Here is a 24737-nt window from a genome sequence, read left to right as displayed (position 1 = left end):
CGCCATCGTTCATTCCGTCCGATCTCCATCATGTCCGCCACCTTCGAACGCAAGCTGATCACCCGCGACGCCCTCGTCGCCCTGCGCGCGTCGCTGCCGTCGCCCGTCGTGTTCACCAACGGCGTATTCGACATCCTGCATCGCGGCCACGTCACGTATCTCGCCGACGCGAAAGCGCTCGGCGCATGCCTGATCGTCGGCGTGAACTGCGACGCGTCGGTGCGCATGCTCGGCAAGGGCGACGACCGGCCGATCAACCGCGAGGACGATCGCGCGGCGTTGCTCGCGGCGCTGGAAAGCGTCGATTGGGTTGTGAAGTTCGAGGAAAAGACGCCGGTGTCGCTGATCGAGGCCATCCGTCCGGACATCCTCGTGAAGGGCGGCGACTACGACATGGATGCGCTGCCGGAATCGGCGCTCGTGCGCAGCTGGGGCGGCCGCGCGCTGGCGATTCCGTTCGAGCACGAACGCTCGACCACCGCGTTGCTGAAGAAGGTCCGCGCGCAGCAGTCCTGAGCGCGGCCCGGCACCGTCAGGGCGCGGACGCCGCGAGCGGTGCGTCCGTGACGGCCGGCGACGCGATCGGGCCGCCGACGACGGGCTGGTCGGTCGCTTGCGCCAGCGGCGTCACGCGCAGCGCGTCGGGGTGCACCTGCCGCGACAGCACGCCCGGTTCGCGCGGGCCGGCTGCCGGCAGCGGCCCGAACACACCGCGCGCCACCACGAACGCAAGCATGTTGGCGAGAAAGAGAACAGCGATCAGCCAGCGCAGCATCGTCGACACTCCTTTTCGTTGTTCAGTCGTTCAGTCGTTCAGTCGTTCAGTCGTTCAGTCGTTCAGTCGGATCGGCCGCATGGCCGGCCTTTTCGTCGTTTCCGTGACTGTTCGCGACAGTCAGGCAACGTACCTGTGACCTTTGCGGCGCGGCCTGCCGTCTGTATCGCCGCCGCGGCGCGCATCCCCACCGTCATAGCGACGAAGCCCTGCATGGGCATTCGTCGAGACCACCGCCGCGACGGCGAAGCCGGCAAATTTCTGTCAATCCTGCGCGGTTGCTTCCGAGGCAATCAGCGCGAGCCCGGACAGGATCAACGCGTCGTGCCGCGTGTGCGGGACCGTCAGTGCACGCGCGACGTCGTCCGCTGCGCCGCCGGCCAGCACGAGCCGCACGGGCGCCTGCCACGCGGCGGCGAGATCGCGCCATGCGCGTTCGATCAGCCCCGCCTGCGCGTACAGGCAGCCGGCCGACAGCGAGCGCGGCGTATCGACCTGGAACGGTTCGGCCTGCGCGCCCGCGAGCAGCCCGCTCGCGATGTCGGTGGTCAGCGTCGGCAGCTGCGCGGTGTGCGTGCCGAGCGCGCGCATCATCAGCGCCCAGCCCGGCGCGATCAACCCACCGGTGAAGCGGCCGTCCGCGCGCAGCGCCTCGAGCGTCGTCGCGGTGCCGAACGTCGCGATCAGCAGGTGCTCGCCCGGAAAGGCCGCGTGTGCGCCGATCAGGCCGGCCCAGCGGTCGCTGCCGAGCTGTTCGGGCGTCGTATAGCCGTTCGTCACGCCGCATTGCGCGGGTCGCGAGCGTATCGTCGTGCGCGGCAGGCCCGGCCAGCGGGCGTCGAGCAGCGCGTCGATCCGTACGGCCACGTCGGCGCCCGCTACGTTCGAGATCCATGCGTCGTGCGGACGCGGCAGGTTCGACCAGTCGGGATCGGCGCCGCCGTCGCGCGCGTGGCCGAACGCGCCCGTGTCGACGAGCGTGCGCTGCGCGTCGGCGAGCGCCCATTTGATCCGGCTGTTGCCGGCGTCGATCAGCAGGTGGTGCGGCTCGCTCATTGCGCTTCGCGCAGCGACACGTCGCCGGTCGCGATCGCCTGCACGCCGTTCGGTGTGTCGAGCAGCAGCTGACCGGTCGCATCGATGCCGGTCGCGATGCCGCGTGCGCGTTCGACACCCCGTTCGAGCAGCACGACTTCGCGCCCCGCGTACGCGTGCAGCGCGTGCCAGCGCGGCAGGAACGGCGCGAGCCCGTCGGTGCCGAACTGCGCGAGCGCGGGCGTGAGCGCGTTCAGCGACGCGGCGAGCGTATCGGTGAGGTTGGCCGACGCGCACGCGATCGACAGCGCGGCGGGCAGCAGCCCGCTCGCGAGCGTCGCGTCGCGCGCGCGCAGCGCGTCGACCTGCGCGGCGACGGCTTCCGCACCGCGCACGTTGATGCCGAAGCCGATCACGACGGCGGTCGCGTCGGCGGTGGTCCAGACGGTTTCGATCAGGATCCCGCCGAGCTTGCCGACGATGCGGGGCGTGCCGTCGTCGGTAGCCGTCAGCAGCAGGTCGTTCGGCCATTTGAGCGCGACGCGTGTGCGGGCGTCGAGCGGCAGCGTGGCCAGCCCTTCGGCGAGTGCGACGCCGATCGCGATGCTGAGGCCGCCGAGCGCGTCGACGGGGCGCGGCACGATGCAGCCGACCGAGCACAGCAGCGCGTTGCCGGGCTGCGCGAACCACGGGCGGCCCTGCCGGCCGCGGCCGGCCGTCTGCTCGAACGCGACGCGCACGAGCGGCGCGGGCAACGCGGTCGCGCTGCGCGGCAGCGCCTTGAGCCGCGTCGCGACGTCGGCGTTGGTCGAGCCGGTGGCGGCGACGATATCGAGCGGCCACGCACGCGGCGCGGCGTCCAGGTGCGCCTCGAGCCGGTTGCGCGCGATGTGCGCGTCGCCGGAATCGGGCGTGTCGGAGGAGGTGGGGGCGTTCATGGTGACTATTGTAGCGACAGGGGCGGGGGGGCGTTGGGAGGCGGGGGATGTTTGTCGGGGTGCCGGCCCGGATTGTCGTAACGCGTTAGCTCGAATTTTGTTGCGGCCAGACCAAGGAGTCGTGCATTCAAGCGGAAGTGCTTTGTGAAGTCTGGCCCGTTCTTGTCGGGTGATGAGGAAAACATAGTCGACTCATATAAATTGATTAGGATTTCGAATTCGTCTGATTTATTCCATTTTGTTGATTTGGCATTTTGGATGCCAGCCATTGACGACGGGGAATCCAGATGAGCAACGGGCAAGAGTCGCCAGCATCTTCTTCTACGGTTATCCGCCGGCTTGCTGCGGAAAGCAGCGGGAGTATCTGGGCCGGCAATAAGGCAGTCATCGAATCGGGACCGGTTCGTCCTTATGCGGATGCGAAGCGTTCGGGCGCGACGTTTCGAGGTGAGTCGGCATGATTCGTTATTTTCTCGCCAAAGGTGACCGGGGCGGTAACGCCGTGATTACGGAAGGGCTGGAGTTCGTCACATGTTCTAATCCACCCCCGTGCGTACAGATCGCAACGCTCTACATGAAGACCTACTGCGCAGCTTGCAAACAGGAAGGATTCATCGCGCCGGAAGGTTCGCGTTTGCCGGGCACGGGCCCCAATGGCAAACCATGGGCATTGAGCGGCGATATCAATGTATGTGGATGCAACCCGCCTCCTGTGTTCTATGCGGAGCGGGGCATGAAAATGATCGTGACCTCCGAAGAGGCGAGGGCGTCCAAGAAGGACAAACTAGCTCAAACAGCCGATGACAAAGGGGAAGTCGTAGCGACACGAGCGGACGTCGCGCCCTGCTACGACGAACAGGTGCGTGTCGGCATAGGCACCACGTTACCGCAGAACTATCCATATCTGATCGAAATGAGTAACGGGCGCACCTTCGCAGGGTACGTGAATGGTGAGGGCGTGTTGCCACGTATCCATTCCGAGACCGCCGACAGTTACACGATCTATTGGGGCGAAGACGCTCTTGTACACAAGGACTGGACGCCATGCCAAACAGCCCGACAACGGTAAGAACGAACACGACGCCCGATTCCATCAAGGGTGTGCAACTGAGGGCGGTAACATTCAAGGAACTGTGGGACGCCTACCCGTCGGGCAATCCTTATGACAATCCGGCTTATACGAATCAATGCGCCATCCGCATGAGCGTCACCTTTCATCGTGTCGGCGTTGAAATGAAGTCGTTTTCATCGAAACTGGTCAAGCCGCTTGCTGGTCAGTCGAGCATCGGGCGAATCCTGCTGAATGGAAAAGCAACCGCCACGCGCGCCAATGAACTCGGGGAATGGTTGAAGCTGCAGCCTTTTGCGGGCCTGGGGAGGGTGGAAAACGTCACTGGGCCGGACTGGGAGCCGAGGGTCAAGGGCCGCACCGGCATCATTATGTTTGACGGCTACTGGGTGCGCGAGGGAGAAGCTACGGAAAGCGCTAGTGGAGGGCACATTGACCAGTGGAATGGGAATCGGCTGACGATAAGCAGTCCATTCAATATATTCGCGACAACTGGTCGCTTGCTAGGACGACATTCGTTCAGACCAGGGCATGCATTCGGTTGGTCGGACTTGAGAAACTCGAGGCGTATCCTGTTTTGGGAAGTTCGATGAGGCGGATCGGATTTGCTGTAACTTTTGCGGCGCTTGGACTTGCCAGTCTATGGTGGTGGTCCGCCGCCGATGCCGAAATCTGTCGGCGTTTCCCGCAACTTTGTGTTCCAAGCGGTTGCAAGGAGATCGGGGCATGCGCAGTTGGTTTTTGGGATGGGGTGGTATTCCTTGCCGCTATTTTTGGGCCGTCGATCGCATTTGGCGTTGTAGCAGTGTTCTTTGCCGGGAAACGGCGCCGCTGGACACAGTGGGCAGTGGTGGCTGGGGGACTTGTCGCGGCGCATTGGTTTGTCATGCTCGTATTCAGACTGATATGAAACACGTTCGTCAAGAGCCGTCGAGACCGATCTGCTCGCAATACTCAGCCTTTTCGTCGATGGGCCGAAATTGTTGAGAACGGTAATTGGGGCAATTGCTGGCGCGATCATAGTCACGCTTGTTTGTTGGGGAGGCTTATATTTGTTTGGCGTATTGGTTCTTCATGGGAAAGGAAGTCTATTCGATGCGAACCCCCAAGTCGCAAACCTGTTTTTTGCTGGTTGGTTTATGTCCGTGGTTGTGGCCTCGGTAATTGGTGGCTGGCGCGGGCATGTATGGGAACGAAGTCGGGCAAGAAAAAGGCGGAAGGCGTGACAAGTCATGCCGACGTAGGGCTGCCTTGTGTTTGGTTGGGATGTTCGATTAGGCAGGGGGCTGGACGACGACCCGGCTCGCACAGCAACGTAAGCGCTTGCAGTAGGCGTCCTGCATTACCACAACCTCGTCACCGCTATCGTTTGTGGAACCCGGCGTCGTGATACGACCGGCGCCGTCGTCATCTTGATATTCCCGATCGGCGAGGCTACGTTCGATATATCCGCTCCGGCGGCCAGCGCGTTCTCGTCGTTGCTGCATCGAGGGAAGTGTCGATGAACAAGCTTCATTCGTGTTCGAGCCTGTCCAGTCTGTTCGAGCGCTTTCACCGCAAGACGACCCGGATCTCCGACGCCGTCGGGCACCCGATGACGCGCGCCTGTCGCCGGCTGATGGACTCGCTTGCGTCGGCATGGTCGGCGGTGCGCTCGGGTATGTCGCATACGCACCGGCACTGACGCGGCGGCGGACCGTTTTCAAGGAGGTGGCCATGCAACTCCACATGCATCCGCACCATTACGCGCGCCGCGTTCCGGTGTGGCGAGCCGCCGTGATCGGCGGGTGCGTGGCCGGTGCGGTTTTCCTCGTCATCCAGGTCGTCGCGGCGGCAATCATCGGACACGACGCGTGGGCGCCGCTGCGCATGATCGCGGCCATCTACTTCGGCGACGACGCGCTCCCGCCGTCGACCACGGTCGAAGTGGGGACGCTGCTGGCGGCGCTGGGTGTGCACTTCGCGTTGTCGATCGTATTTGCGCTGATCCTCGCCGTGATCATCGCGTGTTTCAGCCTGGATTCGAGCGTCGGGATGGCCAGCGTGGCGGGGGCCGTATTCGGCGTGCTGCTGTACGTCGTCAACTACTACGGCATGACCCAGTTGTTCCCGTGGTTCGCCGACGCGCGAGGTTGGGTGAGCGCGCTCGATCACGTCGTCTTCGGACTGATCGTCTCCGACGCGTACATGCGTCTGGAACGACCCGCGCAGAGCGGCGCCGCCTGACGGGATGCCGCGACGGCGCCCGGCCAGGCGGCAGGGGCGTCACGGCGCGACGACCGGGTGCTTCAGCGCATGCGCGGTCTCGATCCACTGCGCGTGGAACTCGTCCGCGTCGGGCCGCAGCCCCAGCTCGCCGTTGCGATAGGCCATCGCGAGCGTCTGCACGGCTTCCGGCAGCTCGTGTTCGGCGGCCCGGCGATACAGCGCGAGCGCGCGCGCCTCGTCGCGCGGCACGCCGCTGCCGTCGCGGTACGCGTTCGCGAGCATGAAGTCCGCGGCCGGGATGTCCGCGCGCGACGCGATGTCGAACCAGTGCGCGGCCTGCACCGGATCGGCGGCGATGCCGTAGCCGCTGCGATAGATCAGCCCGAGGTAGTACGCGGCGGCCGGATCACCCTGTCCGGCCGCTTCGCCGAGCAGCGCGCGGGCGCGTGCGTAGTCCTTCGGGATGTCGCCGCTGCCGAGCAGCATCGCCTTGCCGAGCGCGAGCTGCGCGCGCCGCGCGGCCGGCGCGTCGGCCTTGCCGTCGGCCTGCGCGGCGGTTTCCAGCCAGCCGCGCCCCTCGTCGCGCAGCCCCGGTTCGCGTGCGTCGACGAGCGCGATGCCGAGCGCCGCCTGCGCGGCGCCCGACCCGCGACGCGCGAGCGTGCGCAGTTGCGCGAGCGCGTGCGGCTCGGTGGCCTGCGTGACCATCGCCTGCCACTCGTCGAGTTGCGCGGCACTCGGCGCGGGGCCCGCGCCGCGCAGGCCGGTCGCAGCCACCACGGCCGCGACGGTCACGGCCGCCGCCGCGAGCAGCGCGGCCGGCGGGAGTTTCGCGCGCAGCAGGCGCCGCGCGGCGGCGGCGAAGCCGGTTTCGGCCGGCCGCATCGTCCGGATCGGTTGCATCGCGTGTCTCATTGCGTGAGGTCGATCTCGTAGGTGGCGAGGTTCTTGCCCGAGCCGTCGTCGGCCGCGACCTGCGTGAGGCCGGTCAGGCCGGCCGCCGCCGCATCGCCGAGACGGTTCGGCGCGGACACGAACTGCACGTGCGCGACCGAGCTCGCGAGCTTCGTGAAGCGCCAGCTGCGCTGCGCGCCGTCCGCCGCGCGCGTGATCGCGCCGCGCTTCTTGATGAATGCGATCAGCACGTCGCGGTTCGCATCGGGCGACGCGAAGATCGTCTTGCTGCCGTCGAGGCCCGGGAAGTTGCCGCCACCGCTCGCGCGGTAGTTGTTGGTCGCGACGATGAACTGCGCGTTCGGGTCGATCGGCGTGCCCTTGTACGTCAGGTTCCTGATGCGGCTGCCGACCGGCTGCGTGACGTCGATTTCATACGCGAGATCGGCCGACGTGAACATGTCGAAGTTGTAGCCGGGGAAGCTGCTGACGAGCTTCTGCACGGTCGCTTGCGTCGGATCGATCCGGTTGAAGCGCTTCGCGGCCGTCTCGAGCCAGTTCTTCACGTCGGCGCCGCTCACCTTCACCGCGTACACGGTGTTCGGATACAGGTACAGGTCGGCCGCGTTGTTGATCGCGAGCGCGCCCGGCGCGACGTCGGTGTAGTCGTTGCCGCCGCCGAAGCCGCTCTTGAACGGCGCGCTGACCGACAGCACCGGCAGCGACGCGTATTGCGGCAGGTTCGCCTGCACGTAGGTCTTCACGTAGTCGGCCTGCGCCTCGTTGACGATCTGGATCGCGCCCGGGTCGCCGACATCGGCGAAGTACGAGTTCATCCGGTAGTCGGTCGAGCCGATCGGCGTCTTCACGTAGTCGATCGTCGCCTGGTGCTCGGCGGCGATCGCCGCGGATACCGACGGGTCGGCCGCGACGTAGGTCTTGTCGGCGTTCTGGATCGGCCGCGCCTCGACGGTCGTCTGCGACTTGTCGACGCTCCACGTCTTGCCGTCGAACTTCAGCCCGAGCTTGATCACGCCGAGGTGCTTGCCCCAGTAGTTGGCCATCACGGTCGGCACGCCGTTGACGGTGCCCTTGACCTTGTCGACGCCCGGCAGGTTGAACTGCGACACGGTGCTGTTCGCGTCCGGGAACACCTGGTGCGAGTGGCCGATCAGCATCGCGTCGATGCCGGCTACCGTCGACAGCCACCAGCTGCCGTTCTCCATCGTCGGCGTATACGCGGAATTGTCGAGGCCGCCATGCGAGATCGCGACGACGAGATCGGCGCCCTTCGCGCGCATCTCGGGAATGTACTTCTCGGCGGCTTCCTTCAGGCCGGTCGTGTAGACCTTGCCGTCGAGCCAGCGCTTGTCCCAGCTCATGATCGCGGGCGGCGTGAAGCCGATGATGCCGATCTTCACGGGCGCGCTGACCGTCTTGCCGTCCGGCGTCGTCGCCGTCACCGTGCGGGTCAGGATCGTGTACGGCGTGAACAGCGGCGCGTTGGTCTTCGCGCTGATCACGTTCGCGAGCACCTGCGGGAAGTTCGGGCCCGCGCACTTCTTCTGCTGGGCCGGAGCCGGCAAGCCGTCGACCTCGAACGTGTTGCCGGTCACCTGCGACAGGTACGGCAGCCCGTAGTTGAACTCGTGATTGCCGATCCCGCCGCCGTCGAATTTCGCGGCGTTCATCACCTTGTAGATCGCGAGCGTCTGGTCGCAGCCGATCGGCTTCACGAGCGCCTGGTAGTCCGACAGCGCGGTGCCCTGGATCGTGTCGCCGTTGTCGAGCAGCAGCGTGTTCGGGTACTGCGCACGCGCCTGCGCGATCAGCGTCGACACGCGCTCGAAGCCGAGCGAATTGTCGGCGGCGAGCTTGAAATAGTCATACGACAGCACGTTGGTGTGCAGGTCGGTCGTTTCGAGCAGCGCGAGCGTGGCCGTCGTGCCGACGGGCGCCTGGGCCTGCGTCTGCGACGACGGCGGAGCGTTGACGTCGTCGCCGCCGCAACCGGCGAGGGCAAAGGCGAGGCTGGCGAGCGCGGCGACGGCCGGTACGCGGCGGCGGGAAAGCGGGGGGAAACGCATCGGTTGTCCTGTTCGGTTTTCTGTTCTGTTATGGCGAGGTGCGCAACGAAATGGCGGCGCGGGGCGCCGACGGCCTGTGGTGCGGCGCGTGAGAGTATCGAAAGGAAACGTGACGGAAGAATGAAAGGCGCTGACGCCGGCAGCGGGCCGCGACGTGCGGCGGCCTCCGGGCAGGTCCGGGCCGGGCCGGGCGTCCCAGCTGGGCGCCCCCGGTCAGGGCCCCCCAGCCAGGCGCTCCCACGGAAATCCTCACGTCGCGGCGGCGGGCGGTTCGCTACAATGACCGCTGTCATCCTTTTGCAAACAAGCTGCCCTTGGACTTCGAGACTCCTCCCGGCCTGTCGGTCGACGCCGGCGGCCAGGGCCAGACGGTGCGCCTGACCGGCCAGTGGACCGCAATCGCGCTCGCGCGCAATCGCGGCGCGGTCGCGCGCCGCGTCGCGAGCATCGCGTCCGGGCGTGTGAGCGAATGGGATCTGTCCGGCATCGAGCGGCTCGACCACGTCGGCGGCCAGGCGCTGTGGCGCGTGTGGGGCCGCAAGCTGCCGGACGGCGTCGCGCTGAGCGACACGCAGCGCACGATCTTCGAGCGCATCGAGCGGCTCGACAGCGGGCGCGAGGCGCCCGAGCGCGTCGTGCGCTTCGATCCCGTCACGCGGCTCGGCCTGGCGATCTTCACGTTCGGCGAACACCTGCAGGGCGGCATCGCGATGTTCGGCCTCGTGATCCTCGATGCGCTGTCGGTGCTGCGCCGCCCGAAGACGATGCCGTGGAAGGAGACGTCGGCGAACATCTACAGCGCCGGCGCGCAGGCGCTGCCGATCACCGCGCTCGTCGCGTTCCTGATCGGCATCGTGCTCAGCTACCTGTCCGCGCAGCAGCTGCAGATGTTCGGCGCGAACCGCTATATCGTGAACATCCTCGGGCTGTCGGTGATCCGCGAGCTCGGTCCCGTGCTGTCGGCGATCCTCGTCGCGGGCCGCTCGGGCTCGGCGATCACCGCGCAGATCGGCGTGATGCGCGTGACCGAGGAGCTCGACGCGATGCGCGTGATGGGCATCCCGCACGGGCTGCGGCTGGTTCTGCCGCGCGTGCTCGCGCTCGGCGTCGCAATGCCGCTGCTCGTGATGTGGACCAACATCATCGCGCTGACGGGCGGCGCGCTTGCAGCGAAACTCGTGCTCGGGATCGACGTCAACTATTTCGTGCGCTCGCTGCCGGGCGTCGTGCCGATCGCGAACCTGTACATCGGCGTCGGCAAGGGCGTCGTGTTCGGCATGCTGATCGCGCTGGTCGCCTGCCATTTCGGCTTTCGGATCAAGGCGAACTCGCAGAGCCTCGGTGAAGGCACGACCACGTCGGTCGTGTCGTCGATCACGGTCGTGATCCTCGCCGACGCGGTGTTCGCGATCCTGTTCCAGAACGTGGGGCTCGGATGAACACATCGAACGATTCGGCGGCCGATGCCGCGCCGGCCGGTGCCGCGTCGGTCGGCACGCAGCCGGCCGCGGCGGATGGCGGCGACCTCGTGATCGAGGTGCGCAACCTGACCAAGCGCTACGGGCGCAACATCATTCACCAGAAGCTCGATTTCGACGTGCGGCGCGGCGAGATCGTGTCGATCGTCGGCGGCTCGGGCTCCGGCAAGACGACGCTCGTGCGGCAGATCCTCGGCCTCGAGCGGCCGACGTCGGGCACGATCAAGGTGTTCGGCGAAGATACGGCGACGATCGACGCCGAGAGTGCGCGGATGATGCGCACGCGCTCCGGGATGCTGTTCCAGCAGGGCGCGCTGTTCTCGTCGATGACGGTGTTCGACAACGTCGCGCAGCCGCTGCGCGAACTCGGCCGCGTGCCGCCGGACCTGCTGCACGACATCGTGATGCTGAAGCTCGAGATGGTCGGGTTGCCGTGCAAGCACGCGTCGAAGATGCCGGCCGCGCTGTCGGGCGGGATGGTGAAGCGGGTCGGCATCGCGCGCGCGATCGCGCTCGAGCCCGAGCTGCTGTTTCTCGACGAGCCGACGGCCGGCCTCGATCCGGAGGCGTCCGACGAGTTCGTCGAGCTGATCGCGACGCTGCACCGCACGCTCGGGCTGACCGTCGTGATGGTGACGCACGATCTCGACACGATGGTCGCGCTGTCGACGCGCGTCGCGGTGCTGGCCGACCGCAAGGTGCTGGTCGCCGCGCCGGTCGAGGAGGTCGCGAACGTCGACCATCCGTTCATCCACGAATATTTCCTGGGGCTGCGCGGGCGCCGCGCATTGCAGGCGTTGCCGCCCGAGCGGCGCGCGAAGCTGCCGAAGGCGGCCCTCGAACCGGCGCTGTCGAGCGTCGAGCTGTAGGCGAGGCAAGGAGCAAGGAATCCGCGAATGGAAAACAAATCACATGCGTTCTGGGCCGGCCTGTTCACGATCGCGCTGACGCTCGCGATCGCGGGCACCGTGTTCTGGTTCAACGTCGACCGCACCGTGCGCGTGCCGTACGACCTGCTCGCGCGCACCAACGTGACGGGGCTGTTCCCGGACGCGGCCGTGCGTTTTCGCGGCCTCGACGTCGGCAAGGTGCAGTCGATCGGCTTCGATCGCACGCATCCGGGCCAGATCCGGATCCGGATTCTCGTCGACCACGATGCGCCGATCACGCAGTCGACCTACGGCAGCCTCGGCTTCCAGGGCGTGACGGGCATCGCGTTCGTGCAGCTCGAGGATACGGGCCGCGATTTGTCGCCGCTGCCGTCGACGGCGAAGAAGATCGCGCAGATCCCGATGCGGCCGAGCCTGTTCGACCAGATCCAGGAGCGCGGCGACGTGCTGCTGCGGCAGCTCGAACTGGCCGCGAAGAGCGCGAACGAGCTGATGTCGCCCGAGATGCGCGAGCAGTTGCGCGCGACGGCCGAAAGCCTGCAGCACGCGGCCGATGGCGCGACGACGCTGTCGAAGCAACTCGCCCCGGCCGTCGCCGCGCTGCCGCAGACGATGCACGAGGTGAACCGCACGATGGCGTCGGCGAACACGCTGCTGCAGCCGAACGGGCCGCTCGTGTCGAACCTGAACAAGGCCGGCACGGCCGCCGAGCAGGTCGGCGTCGCGCTGAACGACCTCAACGCGCGCGTGCAGTACGACACGCTGCCGCGCTTCAATGCGCTGGCCGGCAGCGTCGGCGACGCGTCGCGGCAATTGAAGGACGTCGCCGGTGAACTCGGCCGCAACCCGCGCAGTCTGTTGTTCGGTTCGCCCGGCGTGTCGCCGGGGCCCGGCGAAGCGGGCTTCGTCTGGCCGGGTGCGACGGCCGGGAAGTGAAGCGGGCCGGAAACCCGTCGATCGTCCGGCCGGAAACGGCCAGGCAGTGACGTCCATCGAAACCGGAAACATCATGCAGGAATACGCCATGCCACGAATCCTTGACCGCGCGCTGCGCCCGGCCGCGGCCGCGCTCGCCGTGCTGACGCTTGCGCTTGCGGCCGGTTGCGCCGGCAACAGTGCGGCGCTGACGAATGTCCGCTACGACCTCGGGCCGGCCGCGTCGGTGGTGACCGCCGGTTCGGGCCCTGCGCTGAAGGTGCTCGATATCGCTGCGCCCGACGCGCTCGATTCGGACAAGTTCGCGTACCGCCTCGCGTACGCGGATGCGCAGCACGTGGCCGTCTATCGCGACAGCCGCTGGACCGCGCCGCCCGCGCAACTGCTCACGCAGCGGCTGCGCGGCGCGCTGTCGTCGCGCGGCGCGGTGCTCGAAGGATCCGACGGCGTGCGCGCGCCGACCCTCAAGGTCGACCTGAACGAATTCGAGCAGGTGTTCGACGGGCAGTCGCAGAGCCACGGCGCGGTCACCGCGCGCGCGACGCTGACGCTGGACGGCAAGGTGCTCGGCCAGCGCACCTTCGTCGCGCGCGCACCGTCGAGCACGCCCGACGCGGCCGGCGGCGCGCGTGCGCTCGCGGCGGCAAGCGACGAGCTCGTGTCGCAGATCGCCGCGTGGGTCGGCATGCAGGCGTACGCGGGCACGCCGTGACGCGCACCGTGCAGCCGCGATGAACGCGACCGGCATGCATCGCGCATCGCCGCTCGCTCGGCAGGCCTTTGCCGCCTACGCGGCGCTCATCGTCTACGCGTCTTTGTATCCGTTCGAAGGCTGGGTGTCGCTCGGCATCGGGCCGTTCGACTACCTGTTCGCGCCGATGCAGCGCTATGTGACCGCGTTCGACGTGGTCACGAACGTGCTCGGTTACTTGCCGTTCGGCGCGCTCGGCGTGCTCGCGCTGCACCCGCGCTGGCGCGGGGTTGCCGCGACGCTGATCGCGGGCGCGCTCGGCGTGCTGCTGTCCGGCTCGATGGAGGCGCTGCAGACCTACCTGCCGACGCGCGTCGCGTCGAATCTCGATCTCGCGTCCAACGCGCTCGGCGCGCTGCTGGGCGCGGCGCTCGTCGCGCCGGCCACCGGGGCGCTGCTCGATCGCGGCGCGCTGCGCCGGCTGCGCTTCGCATGGTTCGAGCCCGACGGCGCGACGCCGTTGCTGCTCGCCGCGCTGTGGCCGTTCGCGATCCTGTTTCCGTCGCCGTTCCTGTTCGGCATCGGCGACTGGCCGGCCGCGCTGTGGGAGCGCGCCGACGCGTCGATGCAGGACACGCTGCTCGCGTGGCTGCCGGCCGCGTGGCGCGTGAGCGAATGGCCCGAGCGCGTCGACGGCTGGCTGTCCGACTCCGCGTGGGAGGCCGCGCTCGGCGGGCTGATGCTGTTCGCCGCACTGGCGATCGCGTCGCTCGCGATGCGGCCGCGCGCACCGCGCATCCGGCTGCTGATCGCGCTCGTCGTCGCGACGCTCGTGCTGAAGGCGGCCGCGACGTTCATGCAGTCGGCCACCGGCCTCGTCGTCGTGTGGGCGACGCCCGGCGCACGGCTCGGCATCGAGCTCGGTTTCGCGGCCGCGCTCGTCGCGCTGCGCGTGCCGGCGACCTGGCGTGCGACGCTCGCGGCGCTTGCGTTGCTGGCCGGCGTGGCGCTCGTCAACCTGCTGCCGGTCAATCCGTTCTTCGACTTCACGCTGTCGGGCTGGCGGCAGGGCCGCTACGTGCACTTCAACAGCATCGCGCGCTGGCTCGCGTGGATCTGGCCCTACGCGGCGCTGATCTGGCTCGGCCAGCGCGTCGAGCACGCGTGGCTGCCGGCCGCGGTGCGGCGCTGACGCGACGGTCCGGGCCGCGCGGCTGCCGCTTCATCGCGGGCAGCGGCGCGCGCCGGTCGCTATAATCGTCCGCAACATCATCCGTTGCTCCATGCAACGGCAATCGCCCCTCTTTCCGCCCGGCGTCGCGCCGGGCCGCTCGCCACCATCATGGATTCCTACTACCAGCACCACGTCTTCTTCTGCCTGAACCAGCGCGACCCGGGCGCCGAGCGCCCGAGCTGCGCGCAATGCGACGCGCAGACCATGCAGGAATACGCGAAAAAGCGCGTGAAGGAACTCGGCCTCGCGGGGCCCGGCAAGGTTCGCATCAACAAGGCCGGCTGCCTCGACCGCTGCGAGGAAGGGCCCGTGATGGTCGTGTATCCGGAAGGCACGTGGTACACGTACGTCGACCAGGCCGACATCGACGAGATCGTCGAATCGCACCTGCGCGACGGCAAGGTCGTCGATCGCCTGAAGATCTGAGCGGGCCGGCCGAATGAACGTTCATACGCAGAAATCGTTGATCGCGGGCCCGGTCGGGCAGATCGAAATCGCGGTCGACCTGCCCGATGCCGTGCGCGAAGGCGGCGCCGCGCCGCGCGGCATCGCGCTCGTCGCGCATCCGCACCCGCTGTTCGGCGGCACGATGGACAACAAGGTCGCGCAGACCCTGGCGCGTACGCTCGTGCAGCTCGACTACGTCGTCTACCGGTCGAACTTCCGCGGCGTCGGCGCGACCGAAGGCGTGCACGACAACGGCACCGGCGAGGCCGACGACCTGCTCGCGGTGCTCGCGCACATGCGCGCGCAGCCCGCGTATGCGGACCTGCCGCTCGTGCTCGCGGGCTTCTCGTTCGGCACCTTCGTGCTGTCGCATGTCGCGAAGCGGCTGCGCGACGCGGGCGAGTCGATCGAGCGGATGGTGTTCGTCGGCACGGCCGCGAGCCGCTGGCAGGTGGCCGACGTGCCGGAGAACACGCTCGTGATCCACGGCGAAACCGACGACACGGTGCCGATCGCATCGGTGTACGACTGGGCGCGGCCGCAGGAGCTGCCGGTCGTCGTGATCCCCGGCGCCGAGCATTTCCTCCATCGCAAGCTGCATGTGCTGAAGCGCATCATCGTCGACGCATGGCGCTAGCCGGCACGCGGGCGCCGGCGTAACGGCCGGCGGCTCGCGTCGCGTACCCGACATCCGGCACCCGCCGGATACGCGATCCACCCGCGCGACATCGCGCCGCGCAACCCGACTTTGCGCATTGCCATGAGCACGAATCCGCCGGCACGTCGGCGCCGCCTGGCGCCGGACGCTACACCCGGTTCCCGAAAACGCCGTTCGCGGCCACGTATAATGGCCGCATTTCGCGTCGCCCGCGGCCCGGCTGGGCCCATGCGGCGCTCGTTTCGCCGCCTGTCCGCCCGCTCGCGACGGTCGCGAACCGATCGCGTCCGCACGAGTCCAACCGGCGCGTTTCGCGTCGCCCGACGATGTCGGGCGAGTGCCCGAAACGCCCGCCGCCTTGCCGTTCAACCCTGCGCGTTTCGCACCGCACTTTCTGCCATCAGCCTGAATCGATCATGCGTCTGTCTCCCCAAGGCCTCAAGTCCCTCGCTTCCTCCATCGCCTTCGGCACCGCCGCGCGCAACGTCGCGCTCGGCGTGATGCTGCCCGTCGCGCTCGCGTCGACGATCGTCGTCGCCGAGGCGAAGCCGGCCGCCAAGGCCAAGGCCGCGCATGCGGCGCCGGCCGCCGCCGCCGAGCAGTTCACCGGCGCGCCCGCGACCTTCATGCCGGGCGCGGTGCCGCCGCCGGGCGTGAATGCGCGCTCGTGGGTGCTCGTCGACGCGACGAGCAACACGGTGCTCGCATCGGGCAATGCGGACGAGCGCGTCGAGCCTGCATCGCTGACGAAGCTGATGACGGCCTACCTCGTGTTCGAGGCGCTCGACAAGAAGAAGATCTCGATGGAGCAGATCGTCACGCCGAGCGAAGCGGTGCGCCGTGTCGGCCGCGACGAGTCGCGCATGTTCATCGAGGCGAACAAGCCGGTGTCCGTGCATGACCTCGTGTACGGGATGATCATCCAGTCGGGCAACGACGCAGCGATCGCGCTGGCCGAACTCGTCGGCGGTAGCGAAGGGCAGTTCGTCACGCTGATGAACGCCGAGGCGCAGCGCCTCGGCATGAAGGGCACGCACTTCGCCGACGTGAACGGCATGCCCGACCCGAACCACTACACGACGGCCGGCGACCTCGCGAAGCTGTCCGCGCACCTGATCCGCGATTTTCCGCAGTACTACAGCATCTTCTCGGAGAAGGAATTCAAGTACAACAACATCCGCCAGGGCAACCGCAACCGTCTGCTGTGGCTCGACCCGACGGTCGACGGCCTGAAGACGGGCCATACGCAGGCGGCCGGCTACTGCCTGATCGCGTCGGCGAAGCGCGCGATCCCGGGCGTCGACGGCCAGCGCCGCCTGGTGTCGGTGATGATGGGCGAGCAGAAGGAAGCCGAGCGCACGCAGGACAGCATGAAGATGCTGAACTACGGCTACAGCGCGTTCGATTCGGTGCGCCTGTTCAAGGGCGGCCAGGCGATCTCGACGCCGCGCATCTACAAGGGCAAGGAAAACACCGTGCAGGTCGGCGTGAAGGGCGACCAGTGGGCGACCGTGCCGCGCGGCCTCGGCGACAAGGTCAAGACGGAAGTCGACGTCAACGCGCCGCTGATCGCGCCGCTCGCGGAAGGCCAGCAGGTCGGCACCGTGAAGATCGTCGCCGACGGCAAGACGCTGTCCGAATTCCCGGTCGTCGCGCTGCAGGCCGTGCCGGAAGCGGGTATCTTCGGGCGTATCTGGGACTCGATCCTGCTGATGTTCAGCAAGAAGAAGTAAGCACGACGGGCCTTTGTTTTTACGACTTCATCCCCATCTGTCATCACCATGAGCCAAGCCGAATTCGAACCGATCGTCTACCTCAGCGTCTCGTCGCAGGAGGAACTGGTGCCGCTGTCCGAGGCCCGTGTCCCGGTGCTCGACCGCGGGTTCATCTTCGGCGACGGCGTGTATGAAGTCGTTCCCGTTTATGCGCACGACGGCGCGCACGTGCCGTTCCGGATCGAGCAGCATCTGGAGCGGCTCGCGCGCAGCCTGAAGAAGATCGGCATCGACAACCCGCATGATGCCGCCGGCTGGCGTGCGCTGATCGAGCGCGTCGTCGCGGCGAATGCCGAAGGCCTCGGCGACGGCAACGCGCTCGTCTACCTGCAGGTGACGCGCGGCGTCGCGAAGCGCGGCCATGCGTTCCCGGCGAATGCGGTGCCGACGGTGTTCGCGATGACCAGCCCGCTGCGCCTGCCGCCGGAAGAGGAGCGCGCGAAGGGCGTGCGCTGCGTGACGGCCGAGGATCGCCGCTGGCTGCATTGCGACATCAAGTCGATCTCGCTGCTCGGCAACGTGCTGATGGCGCAGCATGCGGCGGAACGCGATGCGTTCGAGACGCTGCAGTTGCGCGACGGCTACCTGACCGAAGGCTCGTCGTCGAACGTGTGGATCGTGAAGAACGGCGAGCTGCTCGCGCCGCCGCGCAGCAACAAGATCCTCGAGGGGATCCGTTACGCGCTGGTCGAGCAACTTGCCGACGAATGCGGCATTCCGTTCGTCGCGCGCGAGATCAGCGAAGCGGAGTTGCGCGCGGCCGACGAAATCATGATCACGTCGGCCACGAAGGAAGTGCTGCCCGTCACGTCGCTCGACGATCTGCCCGTGCAGGGCGGCAAGCCGGGCCCCGTGTTCGCGGCGTTGTACGACGCGTACCAGCGTGCGAAGGCACGCGAGTTTGAACAGTTTGACCTAACCCGGAGAAAATGATGAGCGAACCGACCAAAACCGTCGAGGTCACCGGCGCGATCGAGACCCGGAAGGAGTCGCTGCTGGAGTTCCCGTGCGATTTCCCGATCAAGATCATGGGCAAGGCGCACCCCGAGTTCAAGGACACGATCTTCAAGGTCGTCGCCGTTCACGACAACGAGATCGATGTCGAGAAGATCGAGGAGCGCGCGTCGAGCGGGGGCAATTACACGGGCCTCACGATCACCGTGCGCGCGACGAGCCAGGAACAGCTCGACAACATCTATCGCGCGCTGACCGGCCATCCGATGGTCAAGGTCGTACTCTAAGCGCCTTCCATCCTCCTTCCTGCGCGCACTCGGCGGGGGTCTTCCCCGCCGCGCGTCGCGCGTCCAGTTCGTCGCACAGCCGCTTGTATTCGGCGACTTCGTCGAGCAGCCAGGTCCTGAACGCCTGCACGCGCGGCGTGTTCAGCAGCGGCGGCGGACACACGAAAAAATAGTGCCACGGGCTCGGCCCGTCGATGTCGAACAGGCGCACGATGCGCCCGTCCAGCAGGTCGTGCACCGCAAGCGAGCGGCGCACGAGCGCGATGCCCTGGCCGTCGATCGCGGCCAGCAGCAGGTTCGACGAATCCTGGTACAGAATCCCCCGCTTCGGCTCGGTCAGCGTATCGAGCCCTGCCGCGTCGAACCATGGCCGCCACAGCTCGTCGTCCGAGCGCAGCAGGTTGTAGTGCACGAGATCGGCGGGCGTCTGCGGCAGCTTGCCGCCGTTCAGCGTCGGCGCGCACGCCGGAAAGAACACCTCCTCGAACAGCGGCTCGACGTGCAGCCCCGGATAGCTGCCGAAGCCGAAGCGGATCGCGAGATCGACATCGTCGCGCGCGAAATCGGTGAGCGAGTTGGTCGACTGCAGCTCGACGTCGATTTCCGGATGTCGCTCGATGAAGGTGCCGATGCGCGGCGTGATGAAGCGCGCGGCGAACGACGACAGCATCGACACCACGAGCCGCCGGTCGCGGTCGCTCGCGCGCACGTCGCGTGTCGCGTCGGCGATCACCATCAGCGCGGTGCGAATCTGCTGCGCGTAGCGCATGCCGGCGTCGGTCAGGCACAGCCGCTTGCCGTTGCGCGTGAAAAGCTGCACCCCGAGCTCCTCCTCGAGCGCGCGCACCTGGTGGCTGACCGCCCCGTGCGTGACGTACAGCTCGTCGGCGGCGCGCGAGAAATTCTCGTGACGGGCGGCGGCTTCGAACGCGCGAATCGCGTTCAGAGCAGGCAGCTGGCGGAGGTCCATTTGCTAATTTTCCTCACATCGACGTGAAAAATGGTCGTTTGGTTGGACGCCTTGATTTGACTACGATTGTAGCCATCGAAGCAATTATTGGCGGAGTCGATCATGCAAGAAATCTCTTCAAGCATCACGTTCGAAATCCCCGTGGGCGAAACCGTGCCGTTGAAGGTGCAACGCAGCACGCGGCTGATTGTCCAGTGCGGGCCGGTCTGGGCCACGCGCAGCAACGACGTCGACGACTACTTCCTGGTCGATGGCGAGACGCTGAAGCTGCGTCGCGGCGAACGGCTGTGGCTCAGTGCGGAAGGCCGGGAGGGCGCGTGCGTCGCGTTCTCGGTGTCGCGACCGACCAGGGAAGTCGCGCTCGGCGGGCTGGCACGGCTGCGCGAACGCGTCGCCGCGCTGCTCCACGACGGATGGCGCACGGTCTGACGATCATTTCCTCCGACGGATACTGACAATCCGTCCCTTTCCCAGGCCGGCGAGACCCATGGGTTTTCGGTAAACTACCGCCCATGTCCGTTTCGCCGGTTTCCATCGTGTCCACGCCTGTCGCCGTTTCCGCATCGCCCGCCGAATCGCCGGTTCACCCGGTCACCGTGCGCTGGCGGGGCGTCGAGACCTACGAGGCCAGCTTCGACGCGATGCGCGCGTTCACCGACACGCGCACGGCCGACACCGGCGACGAGATCTGGCTGGTCGAGCATCCGCCCGTCTACACGCTCGGCCAGGCGGGCGATCCGGCCCACCTGCTGGTGGCCGACAGCGGCGTGCCGCTCGTGAAGGTCGACCGCGGCGGGCAAATCACCTATCACGGCCCCGGCCAGATCGTCGCCTACCTGCTGCTGGACCTGCGCCGGCGCAAGCTGATGGTGCGCACGCTCGTGACGAAGATCGAGGAGGCCGTGATCGAAACCCTCGCGGCGTATAATCTCGCTTCGGTCCGCAAGGCGGGCGCGCCCGGGATCTACGTGGCATCCGGCGTGCACGAAGGCGCGAAAATCGCGGCCCTCGGCCTGAAGATCCGCAACGGCTGCAGCTATCACGGGCTGAGCCTGAACGTGAAGATGGATCTGCGCCCGTTTCTTGCGATCAACCCGTGCGGCTATGCCGGACTGGAAACTGTCGACATGGCGAGCCTCGAGGTTGCCGCCGACTGGGACGACGTCGCCCGCACGCTGGTGCGCCGTCTGATCGCCAACCTCGACGGCGCATCCGCGGCCGCCGACAAGCCGCAGGCACTGGAACAATCGAATGACTGACGTTACCGCTTCTCCCGCACCGGCCGATTCGGCCGCGACCCCTGCCTACGATCCGACCGCCAAGCAGAAGGCGCAGGCGAAGACGGCGCGCATCCCGATCAAGGTCATTCCGATCGAGAAGCTGAAGAAGCCCGAGTGGATCCGCGTGAAGGCGGCCACCGGCAGCTCGCGCTTCAACGAGATCAAGACGATCCTGCGCGAGCACAACCTGCACACCGTGTGCGAGGAAGCGAGCTGCCCGAACATCGGCGAATGCTTCGGCAAGGGCACCGCGACGTTCATGATCATGGGCGACAAGTGCACGCGCCGCTGCCCGTTCTGCGACGTCGGCCACGGCCGTCCCGATCCGCTCGACACCGACGAGCCGAAGAACCTCGCGCGCACGATCGCCGCGCTGAAGCTCAAGTACGTGGTGATCACGAGCGTCGACCGCGACGACCTGCGCGACGGCGGCGCCGCTCACTTCGTCGAATGCATCCGCGAAACGCGCGCGCAGTCGCCGGACACGCGCATCGAGATCCTGACGCCGGATTTCCGCGGCCGTCTCGACCGCGCGATCTCGATCCTGAACGCCGCGCCGCCCGACGTGATGAACCACAACCTCGAAACGGTGCCGCGCCTGTACAAGGAAGCGCGCCCGGGTTCGGACTACGCGCACTCGCTGAAGCTGCTGAAGGACTTCAAGGCGCTGCATCCGCACGTCGCGACGAAGTCGGGCCTGATGGTCGGCCTCGGCGAAACGGAAGAGGAAATCCTGCAGGTGATGCGCGACCTGCGCGCGCACGACGTCGACATGCTGACGATCGGCCAGTACCTGCAGCCGTCCGAGCATCACCTGCCGGTGCGTGCGTACGTGCATCCGGATACGTTCAAGATGTACGAGGAAGAGGCGTACAAGATGGGCTTCACGCACGCGGCCGTTGGCGCGATGGTGCGTTCGAGCTATCACGCCGATCTGCAGGCGCATGGGGCCGGGGTGGTCTGAGCGCCGCGTTATTGCCGCCTGCACGCAGTCGAAAAGGCCCGCAGCGATGCGGGCTTTTTTGTTGGTGCGGCTGCGATCCCTGCATTCGCACGGCAATCGCCAACCGACCGGACGCGCGATCCAGTCGAGCATGGAAAGCAAAGCTGAAACGGCATCGATAGCTTCGCAGGATAAGTTCGCTTCCGTCGCGCGCAAAGCTCCTATAGTCGGCTCTCCCGCAGCAATGCCCGCATTCCGAAGGAGAGCCGCATGTCCCGTTTCAGCTTCATCCGCCGCGCCGCCGTCGCGCTGACCGCCCTGGCCGCGCTCGGTGCGGCGCACGCCGAATCGCGCGAAGTCGTGATCGCGTACCAGGACATGGTCGTGCCGTGGCGCTACGCGCAGGCGAGCGGTGAAGTCGAAAAGGCGACCGGCTACAAGGTCACATTCCGCAAGCTCGACAGCGGTGCCGACGTGATCCGCGCGCTCGCGTCGGGCTCCGTGCAGCTCGGCGAAGCCGGGTCGAGCCCGATCGCGGCCGGGCTGTCGCAAGGGCTCGACATCTCGCTGTTCTGGGTGCTCGACAACATCAACGACGCCGAGGCGCTCGTCGCGCGCAACGGCTCGGGCGTCACGAGCGTCGCCGCGCTGAAGGGCAGGAAGATCGGCGTGCCGTTCGTGTCGACGTCGCATTTCCATACGCTCGTCGCGCTGCAGGCCGCGGGCGTCAACCCGAACGACGTGAAGATCGTCAACCTGCGTCCGCCCGAAGTCGCGGCCGCCTGGGCGCGCGGCGACATCGACGCGACCTATATCTGGGATCCCGTGCTCGCGAAGGTCAAGCAGTCGGGCACCGTGCTGACGACGTCGGGCCAGGTTGCGAAAGAAAATGGCAAGGCAACCTTCGACGGCTTCGTCGTGAGCCGCAAGTTCGCGCGCGAGAACCCCGAGTTCGTCACGCGCTTCGTGAAGGTGCTGGCAGCTGCCGATGCCGACTACCGCGCCCATGCGGCCGCGTGGAAGGCCGGCTCGCCGCAGGTCGCGGCGGTGGCGAAGGTATCGGGCGCGAACGCGCAGGACGTGCCGGCCAGCCTCGCGCTCTACGCATTCCCGACGGCGGCCGAGCAGGCGTCGCCGACGTGGCTCGGCGGCGGTGCGCAATCGGGTGCCGCGAAGTCGCTCGCGGCCACCGCCACGTTCCTCAAATCGCAGGGCACGATCCAGACGGTGCTGTCCGATTATTCGGCCGGCGTCGATCCGCAGTTCGTGCAGAAGGCCACGCGCTGAGCGCGGTGATTTATCGCGGAGCCGTCGATCATGAGCACGCTGGAAGTTCGTCAGGTATCGGTTGCCTATCCGGGCGAGCGCGGTCGGCCGACGACGCAGGCGCTCGCGCGCGTCGACCTGCGCATCGATGCCGGTGAATTCGTCGTCGCGCTCGGTGCGTCCGGGTGCGGAAAGACGACGCTGCTGAACTGCATGGCCGGCTTCGTCGCGCCGACGACCGGCGACGTGCGCGTCGACGGCGTGCCGGTCACGGGCCCCGGTGCCGATCGCGGCGTCGTGTTCCAGAAATACGCGCTGCTGCCGTGGCTCGACGTGCTCGACAACGTCGCGCTCGGGCTGCGTTTCGCGCGCGTGTCGAAGGCCGAGCGCGAAGCGCGGGCGCGCGAGATGCTCGTGCTGGTCGGGCTCGACAAGCATGCGCATGCGCGCGTGTACGAGCTGTCGGGCGGGATGCAGCAGCGCGTCGGCATCGCGCGTGCGCTTGCGAGCGACCCGCGCTTGCTGCTGATGGACGAGCCGATGGGCGCGCTCGACGCGATGACGCGCGGCACGATGCAGGCGCTCGTGCTCGACGTGTGGGCGCGCACCGGCAAGACGGTGTTCTTCATCACGCACGACGTCGAGGAGGCGCTGTTTCTCGCGACGCGTCTCGTCGTGATGACGCCCGGCCCCGGCCGGATCGCGGAAACCTTCGAACTGCCGTTCGCGCGCCGCTACGTCGAATCGCGCGATGCGCGCGCGGTGAAGTCTTCCGCGGATTTCATCGCGTGGCGCGAGCGGCTGATCGCGTATCTGCATCGCGACGAAGCGGTCGGGGAAGCCGCGTGACGCGCGAGCTCGCGCGGCAGGGCGCGTCCGTCGGGCGCGGCCGGATCAGCACTTTGCACAGGCAGGACAGCATGGGCACGCAGGATTCGTTGACGGCCGATCGTACGGCCGCTGGTTTGCAGCAGAACGTGCGCACGATACGGCGCCCCGCGCGCGCGTCGCACCGTTACCGCTTGCCGGGGCAGGGCAAGACCGCAGGGCTGAGCGCGGTGACGGCCGCGGCGCTGGCCGTACTGTGGTGGGTCGCCACGCATCGGCAATGGCTGCCGCCGCTGTTCCTGCCCGCACCGGAAGCCGTGTGGACGGCCTTCGTCGACGCGTGGCACGGGCGCATCCAGGGCGGCCTGCCGCTGTCCGAGCATCTGCTGTGGAGCGCCGCGCGCGTGTTCGGCGCGTTCATGCTCGCGACCGCGATCGGCGTGCCGGCCGGCATCCTGATGGGCGTGAGCCGCGTCGCGCGCGGCGTGCTCGATCCGTTGCTGGAGTTCTACCGGCCGCTGCCGCCGCTCGCGTACCTGCCGCTCGTCGTGATCTGGTTCGGCATCGACGAATCGGCGAAGCTCGTCGTGATCTTCCTCGCGTGCTTCGCGCCGATCGCGATGGCTGCCCGCGCCGGCGTGCGCGCGGCGACGGTCGAGCAGATCAACGCCGCGTATTCGCTCGGCGGCAGCTTCGCGCAGATCGTGCGCCACGTGGTGCTGCCGGCTGCGCTGCCGGAGATCCTCACGGGGCTGCGGATCGCGATCGGCTTCGGCTGGACGACGCTCGTCGCGGCCGAGATGGTCGCCGCTACGGCGGGGCTCGGGCAGATGGTGCTGAACGCATCGAGCTTCCTGCGCACGGACATCGTCGTGATGGGGATCCTGATCATCGGCGCGATTGCGTGGCTGTTCGATCTTGCGATGCGGTGGGTCGAGCGGCGGATCGTGCCGTGGAAGGGGAGAGGGTAGGGGGCGGCACGGCGCGCAGGTGGTGTATGGCGCGGGGCGTGACGGCGATGAGCGTACAGGGTCGTGAACAGAATGGGCCGGGTTTCGTGTCGATCGAAACCCGGCCCGTTCTGAATGATGCTG

Annotated in this window: 27 protein-coding genes; 21 read left to right on the top strand and 6 right to left on the bottom strand. The window is 67.5% G+C overall.

Features of this window, described 5'->3' with window-relative positions:
* Nucleotides 1–30: 30 nt before the first annotated feature.
* On the top strand, nucleotides 31–516 hold the full coding sequence (gene rfaE2, locus ABD05_RS04580; protein ID WP_047899141.1) for a D-glycero-beta-D-manno-heptose 1-phosphate adenylyltransferase: 486 nt from the start codon (nucleotides 31–33) through the stop codon (nucleotides 514–516).
* A 16-nt stretch (nucleotides 517–532) separates the two neighbouring features.
* Here the strand turns inward: rfaE2 and ABD05_RS04575 are convergent, their stop codons facing one another.
* From ABD05_RS04575 to ABD05_RS04565, 3 genes are all read right to left on the bottom strand, one after another.
* The gene (locus tag ABD05_RS04575; protein WP_047899140.1) at nucleotides 533–775 is read right to left on the bottom strand and encodes a hypothetical protein; all 243 of its coding nucleotides are present in this window, start codon (nucleotides 773–775) and stop codon (nucleotides 533–535) included.
* Nucleotides 776–1039: 264 nt separating this feature from the next.
* Nucleotides 1040–1831: a type III pantothenate kinase gene (locus tag ABD05_RS04570; protein WP_047899139.1), complete on the bottom strand. Its 792-nt coding sequence runs from the start codon at nucleotides 1829–1831 to the stop codon at nucleotides 1040–1042.
* Nucleotides 1828–2748, bottom strand: coding sequence for a biotin--[acetyl-CoA-carboxylase] ligase (locus ABD05_RS04565; protein WP_047899138.1), 921 nt, complete (start codon nucleotides 2746–2748; stop codon nucleotides 1828–1830). Before ABD05_RS04565 ends, ABD05_RS04570 begins: the two co-directional genes overlap by 4 nt.
* A gap of 457 nt (nucleotides 2749–3205) precedes the next feature.
* Here ABD05_RS04565 and ABD05_RS38825 point away from each other — a divergent pair, with 457 nt between their 5' ends.
* The 4 genes from ABD05_RS38825 to ABD05_RS04550 all read left to right on the top strand — a co-directional run bounded on the left by ABD05_RS38825 (nucleotide 3206) and on the right by ABD05_RS04550 (nucleotide 6043).
* Nucleotides 3206–3817 carry a PAAR domain-containing protein gene (locus ABD05_RS38825; protein WP_238594089.1) on the top strand — a complete coding sequence of 204 codons (612 nt, stop codon included), beginning with the start codon at nucleotides 3206–3208 and terminating at the stop codon, nucleotides 3815–3817.
* On the top strand, nucleotides 3793–4410 hold the full coding sequence (locus ABD05_RS35660; protein ID WP_082146039.1) for a type VI secretion system amidase effector protein Tae4: 618 nt from the start codon (nucleotides 3793–3795) through the stop codon (nucleotides 4408–4410). Before ABD05_RS38825 ends, ABD05_RS35660 begins: the two co-directional genes overlap by 25 nt.
* A 908-nt stretch (nucleotides 4411–5318) precedes the next feature.
* Entirely contained in the window at nucleotides 5319–5501 is a 183-nt protein-coding gene (locus ABD05_RS04555) for a hypothetical protein (RefSeq protein ID WP_047899137.1), read from the top strand.
* Between the two features lie 32 nt (nucleotides 5502–5533).
* The gene (locus tag ABD05_RS04550) at nucleotides 5534–6043 is read left to right on the top strand and encodes a hypothetical protein (protein WP_047899136.1); all 510 of its coding nucleotides are present in this window, start codon (nucleotides 5534–5536) and stop codon (nucleotides 6041–6043) included.
* A 39-nt stretch (nucleotides 6044–6082) separates the two neighbouring features.
* Here ABD05_RS04550 and ABD05_RS04545 read toward each other — a convergent pair whose 3' ends face one another.
* Nucleotides 6083–6928, bottom strand: a complete 846-nt coding sequence (locus tag ABD05_RS04545; RefSeq protein WP_047899135.1) for a tetratricopeptide repeat protein — start codon at nucleotides 6926–6928, stop codon at nucleotides 6083–6085.
* A gap of 8 nt (nucleotides 6929–6936) precedes the next feature.
* Nucleotides 6937–9006 (bottom strand): bifunctional 2',3'-cyclic-nucleotide 2'-phosphodiesterase/3'-nucleotidase, encoded by a 2070-nt coding sequence (locus tag ABD05_RS04540; protein WP_047899134.1) that lies wholly within the window; start codon nucleotides 9004–9006, stop codon nucleotides 6937–6939.
* Nucleotides 9007–9320: 314 nt separating this feature from the next.
* Between ABD05_RS04540 and ABD05_RS04535 the strand changes: the two genes are divergently transcribed.
* The 10 genes from ABD05_RS04535 (at nucleotide 9321) to ABD05_RS04490 (ending at nucleotide 18356) form a co-directional block, all read left to right on the top strand.
* Nucleotides 9321–10445 carry an MlaE family ABC transporter permease gene (locus ABD05_RS04535; RefSeq protein WP_047899133.1) on the top strand — a complete coding sequence of 375 codons (1125 nt, stop codon included), beginning with the start codon at nucleotides 9321–9323 and terminating at the stop codon, nucleotides 10443–10445.
* Nucleotides 10442–11353 (top strand): ABC transporter ATP-binding protein, encoded by a 912-nt coding sequence (locus ABD05_RS04530; RefSeq protein WP_047899132.1) that lies wholly within the window; start codon nucleotides 10442–10444, stop codon nucleotides 11351–11353. Before ABD05_RS04535 ends, ABD05_RS04530 begins: the two co-directional genes overlap by 4 nt.
* A gap of 27 nt (nucleotides 11354–11380) precedes the next feature.
* Nucleotides 11381–12310, top strand: coding sequence for an MlaD family protein (locus ABD05_RS04525; RefSeq protein WP_047899131.1), 930 nt, complete (start codon nucleotides 11381–11383; stop codon nucleotides 12308–12310).
* Nucleotides 12311–12398: 88 nt separating this feature from the next.
* A complete protein-coding gene (locus ABD05_RS04520) occupies nucleotides 12399–13022 on the top strand; it encodes an ABC-type transport auxiliary lipoprotein family protein (protein WP_047901077.1) in 624 nt (207 codons plus the stop codon).
* Nucleotides 13023–13041: 19 nt separating this feature from the next.
* Entirely contained in the window at nucleotides 13042–14193 is a 1152-nt protein-coding gene (locus ABD05_RS04515) for a VanZ family protein (protein ID WP_047899130.1), read from the top strand.
* Between the two features lie 150 nt (nucleotides 14194–14343).
* Nucleotides 14344–14661, top strand: a complete 318-nt coding sequence (locus tag ABD05_RS04510; protein ID WP_006485233.1) for a (2Fe-2S) ferredoxin domain-containing protein — start codon at nucleotides 14344–14346, stop codon at nucleotides 14659–14661.
* A gap of 13 nt (nucleotides 14662–14674) precedes the next feature.
* On the top strand, nucleotides 14675–15319 hold the full coding sequence (locus ABD05_RS04505) for an alpha/beta hydrolase (protein WP_047899129.1): 645 nt from the start codon (nucleotides 14675–14677) through the stop codon (nucleotides 15317–15319).
* Between the two features lie 437 nt (nucleotides 15320–15756).
* Nucleotides 15757–17073, top strand: a complete 1317-nt coding sequence (locus tag ABD05_RS04500; RefSeq protein WP_047899128.1) for a D-alanyl-D-alanine carboxypeptidase family protein — start codon at nucleotides 15757–15759, stop codon at nucleotides 17071–17073.
* A gap of 48 nt (nucleotides 17074–17121) precedes the next feature.
* Nucleotides 17122–18048: a D-amino acid aminotransferase gene (locus tag ABD05_RS04495; RefSeq protein ID WP_047899127.1), complete on the top strand. Its 927-nt coding sequence runs from the start codon at nucleotides 17122–17124 to the stop codon at nucleotides 18046–18048.
* Nucleotides 18048–18356, top strand: coding sequence for an HP0495 family protein (locus tag ABD05_RS04490; protein ID WP_011546305.1), 309 nt, complete (start codon nucleotides 18048–18050; stop codon nucleotides 18354–18356). The genes ABD05_RS04495 and ABD05_RS04490 overlap by 1 nt, the downstream gene beginning before the upstream one ends.
* Here ABD05_RS04490 and ABD05_RS04485 read toward each other — a convergent pair.
* The gene (locus ABD05_RS04485) at nucleotides 18340–19326 is read right to left on the bottom strand and encodes a transcriptional regulator GcvA (RefSeq protein ID WP_047899126.1); all 987 of its coding nucleotides are present in this window, start codon (nucleotides 19324–19326) and stop codon (nucleotides 18340–18342) included. The genes ABD05_RS04490 and ABD05_RS04485 overlap by 17 nt on opposite strands.
* A 102-nt stretch (nucleotides 19327–19428) precedes the next feature.
* On the opposite strand from ABD05_RS04485, the gene ABD05_RS04480 reads away from it, so the two are divergent.
* The 6 genes from ABD05_RS04480 (at nucleotide 19429) to ABD05_RS04455 (ending at nucleotide 24614) form a co-directional block, all read left to right on the top strand.
* Nucleotides 19429–19755 carry a DUF2917 domain-containing protein gene (locus ABD05_RS04480; RefSeq protein ID WP_047901076.1) on the top strand — a complete coding sequence of 109 codons (327 nt, stop codon included), beginning with the start codon at nucleotides 19429–19431 and terminating at the stop codon, nucleotides 19753–19755.
* 83 nt (nucleotides 19756–19838) lie between these two features.
* Nucleotides 19839–20585, top strand: a complete 747-nt coding sequence (gene lipB / locus ABD05_RS04475; protein ID WP_047899125.1) for a lipoyl(octanoyl) transferase LipB — start codon at nucleotides 19839–19841, stop codon at nucleotides 20583–20585.
* A complete protein-coding gene (lipA, locus tag ABD05_RS04470) occupies nucleotides 20578–21570 on the top strand; it encodes a lipoyl synthase (protein ID WP_047899124.1) in 993 nt (330 codons plus the stop codon). Before lipB ends, lipA begins: the two co-directional genes overlap by 8 nt.
* A 249-nt stretch (nucleotides 21571–21819) precedes the next feature.
* Entirely contained in the window at nucleotides 21820–22836 is a 1017-nt protein-coding gene (tauA, locus tag ABD05_RS04465) for a taurine ABC transporter substrate-binding protein (protein WP_047899123.1), read from the top strand.
* Nucleotides 22837–22866: 30 nt separating this feature from the next.
* On the top strand, nucleotides 22867–23664 hold the full coding sequence (locus ABD05_RS04460) for a taurine ABC transporter ATP-binding protein (RefSeq protein WP_047899122.1): 798 nt from the start codon (nucleotides 22867–22869) through the stop codon (nucleotides 23662–23664).
* A gap of 71 nt (nucleotides 23665–23735) precedes the next feature.
* Nucleotides 23736–24614, top strand: a complete 879-nt coding sequence (locus ABD05_RS04455) for an ABC transporter permease subunit (protein WP_476577966.1) — start codon at nucleotides 23736–23738, stop codon at nucleotides 24612–24614.
* Nucleotides 24615–24737: the final 123 nt, after the last annotated feature.

The organism is Burkholderia pyrrocinia (genome assembly GCF_001028665.1).
Classification (GTDB): Bacteria; Pseudomonadota; Gammaproteobacteria; order Burkholderiales; family Burkholderiaceae; genus Burkholderia; species Burkholderia pyrrocinia.
Note: the sequence above shows the minus strand (reverse complement) of the source record. Positions and strands in the feature narration are given on the sequence as shown.

Bases quoted from the DNA above. Each gene is read 5' to 3' on its own strand.
- tauA (WP_047899123.1), top strand. From the start codon at position 21,820: ATGTCCCGTTTCAGCTTCATCCGCCGCGCCGCCGTCGCGCTGACCGCC.
- ABD05_RS04495 (WP_047899127.1), top strand. From the start codon at position 17,122: ATGAGCCAAGCCGAATTCGAACCGATCGTCTACCTCAGCGTCTCGTCG.
- ABD05_RS04490 (WP_011546305.1), top strand. From the start codon at position 18,048: ATGAGCGAACCGACCAAAACCGTCGAGGTCACCGGCGCGATCGAGACC.
- ABD05_RS04460 (WP_047899122.1), top strand. From the start codon at position 22,867: ATGAGCACGCTGGAAGTTCGTCAGGTATCGGTTGCCTATCCGGGCGAG.
- ABD05_RS38825 (WP_238594089.1), top strand. From the start codon at position 3,206: ATGATTCGTTATTTTCTCGCCAAAGGTGACCGGGGCGGTAACGCCGTG.
- ABD05_RS04505 (WP_047899129.1), top strand. From the start codon at position 14,675: ATGAACGTTCATACGCAGAAATCGTTGATCGCGGGCCCGGTCGGGCAG.
- ABD05_RS04525 (WP_047899131.1), top strand. From the start codon at position 11,381: ATGGAAAACAAATCACATGCGTTCTGGGCCGGCCTGTTCACGATCGCG.
- rfaE2 (WP_047899141.1), top strand. From the start codon at position 31: ATGTCCGCCACCTTCGAACGCAAGCTGATCACCCGCGACGCCCTCGTC.
- lipB (WP_047899125.1), top strand. From the start codon at position 19,839: ATGTCCGTTTCGCCGGTTTCCATCGTGTCCACGCCTGTCGCCGTTTCC.
- ABD05_RS04485 (WP_047899126.1), bottom strand. From the start codon at position 19,326: ATGGACCTCCGCCAGCTGCCTGCTCTGAACGCGATTCGCGCGTTCGAA.
- ABD05_RS04480 (WP_047901076.1), top strand. From the start codon at position 19,429: ATGCAAGAAATCTCTTCAAGCATCACGTTCGAAATCCCCGTGGGCGAA.
- ABD05_RS04540 (WP_047899134.1), bottom strand. From the start codon at position 9,006: ATGCGTTTCCCCCCGCTTTCCCGCCGCCGCGTACCGGCCGTCGCCGCG.
- ABD05_RS04565 (WP_047899138.1), bottom strand. From the start codon at position 2,748: ATGAACGCCCCCACCTCCTCCGACACGCCCGATTCCGGCGACGCGCAC.
- ABD05_RS35660 (WP_082146039.1), top strand. From the start codon at position 3,793: ATGCCAAACAGCCCGACAACGGTAAGAACGAACACGACGCCCGATTCC.
- ABD05_RS04500 (WP_047899128.1), top strand. From the start codon at position 15,757: ATGCGTCTGTCTCCCCAAGGCCTCAAGTCCCTCGCTTCCTCCATCGCC.
- ABD05_RS04570 (WP_047899139.1), bottom strand. From the start codon at position 1,831: ATGAGCGAGCCGCACCACCTGCTGATCGACGCCGGCAACAGCCGGATC.
- ABD05_RS04550 (WP_047899136.1), top strand. From the start codon at position 5,534: ATGCAACTCCACATGCATCCGCACCATTACGCGCGCCGCGTTCCGGTG.
- ABD05_RS04555 (WP_047899137.1), top strand. From the start codon at position 5,319: ATGAACAAGCTTCATTCGTGTTCGAGCCTGTCCAGTCTGTTCGAGCGC.
- ABD05_RS04515 (WP_047899130.1), top strand. From the start codon at position 13,042: ATGAACGCGACCGGCATGCATCGCGCATCGCCGCTCGCTCGGCAGGCC.
- ABD05_RS04510 (WP_006485233.1), top strand. From the start codon at position 14,344: ATGGATTCCTACTACCAGCACCACGTCTTCTTCTGCCTGAACCAGCGC.
- ABD05_RS04520 (WP_047901077.1), top strand. From the start codon at position 12,399: ATGCCACGAATCCTTGACCGCGCGCTGCGCCCGGCCGCGGCCGCGCTC.
- lipA (WP_047899124.1), top strand. From the start codon at position 20,578: ATGACTGACGTTACCGCTTCTCCCGCACCGGCCGATTCGGCCGCGACC.
- ABD05_RS04545 (WP_047899135.1), bottom strand. From the start codon at position 6,928: ATGCAACCGATCCGGACGATGCGGCCGGCCGAAACCGGCTTCGCCGCC.
- ABD05_RS04575 (WP_047899140.1), bottom strand. From the start codon at position 775: ATGCTGCGCTGGCTGATCGCTGTTCTCTTTCTCGCCAACATGCTTGCG.
- ABD05_RS04530 (WP_047899132.1), top strand. From the start codon at position 10,442: ATGAACACATCGAACGATTCGGCGGCCGATGCCGCGCCGGCCGGTGCC.
- ABD05_RS04455 (WP_476577966.1), top strand. From the start codon at position 23,736: ATGGGCACGCAGGATTCGTTGACGGCCGATCGTACGGCCGCTGGTTTG.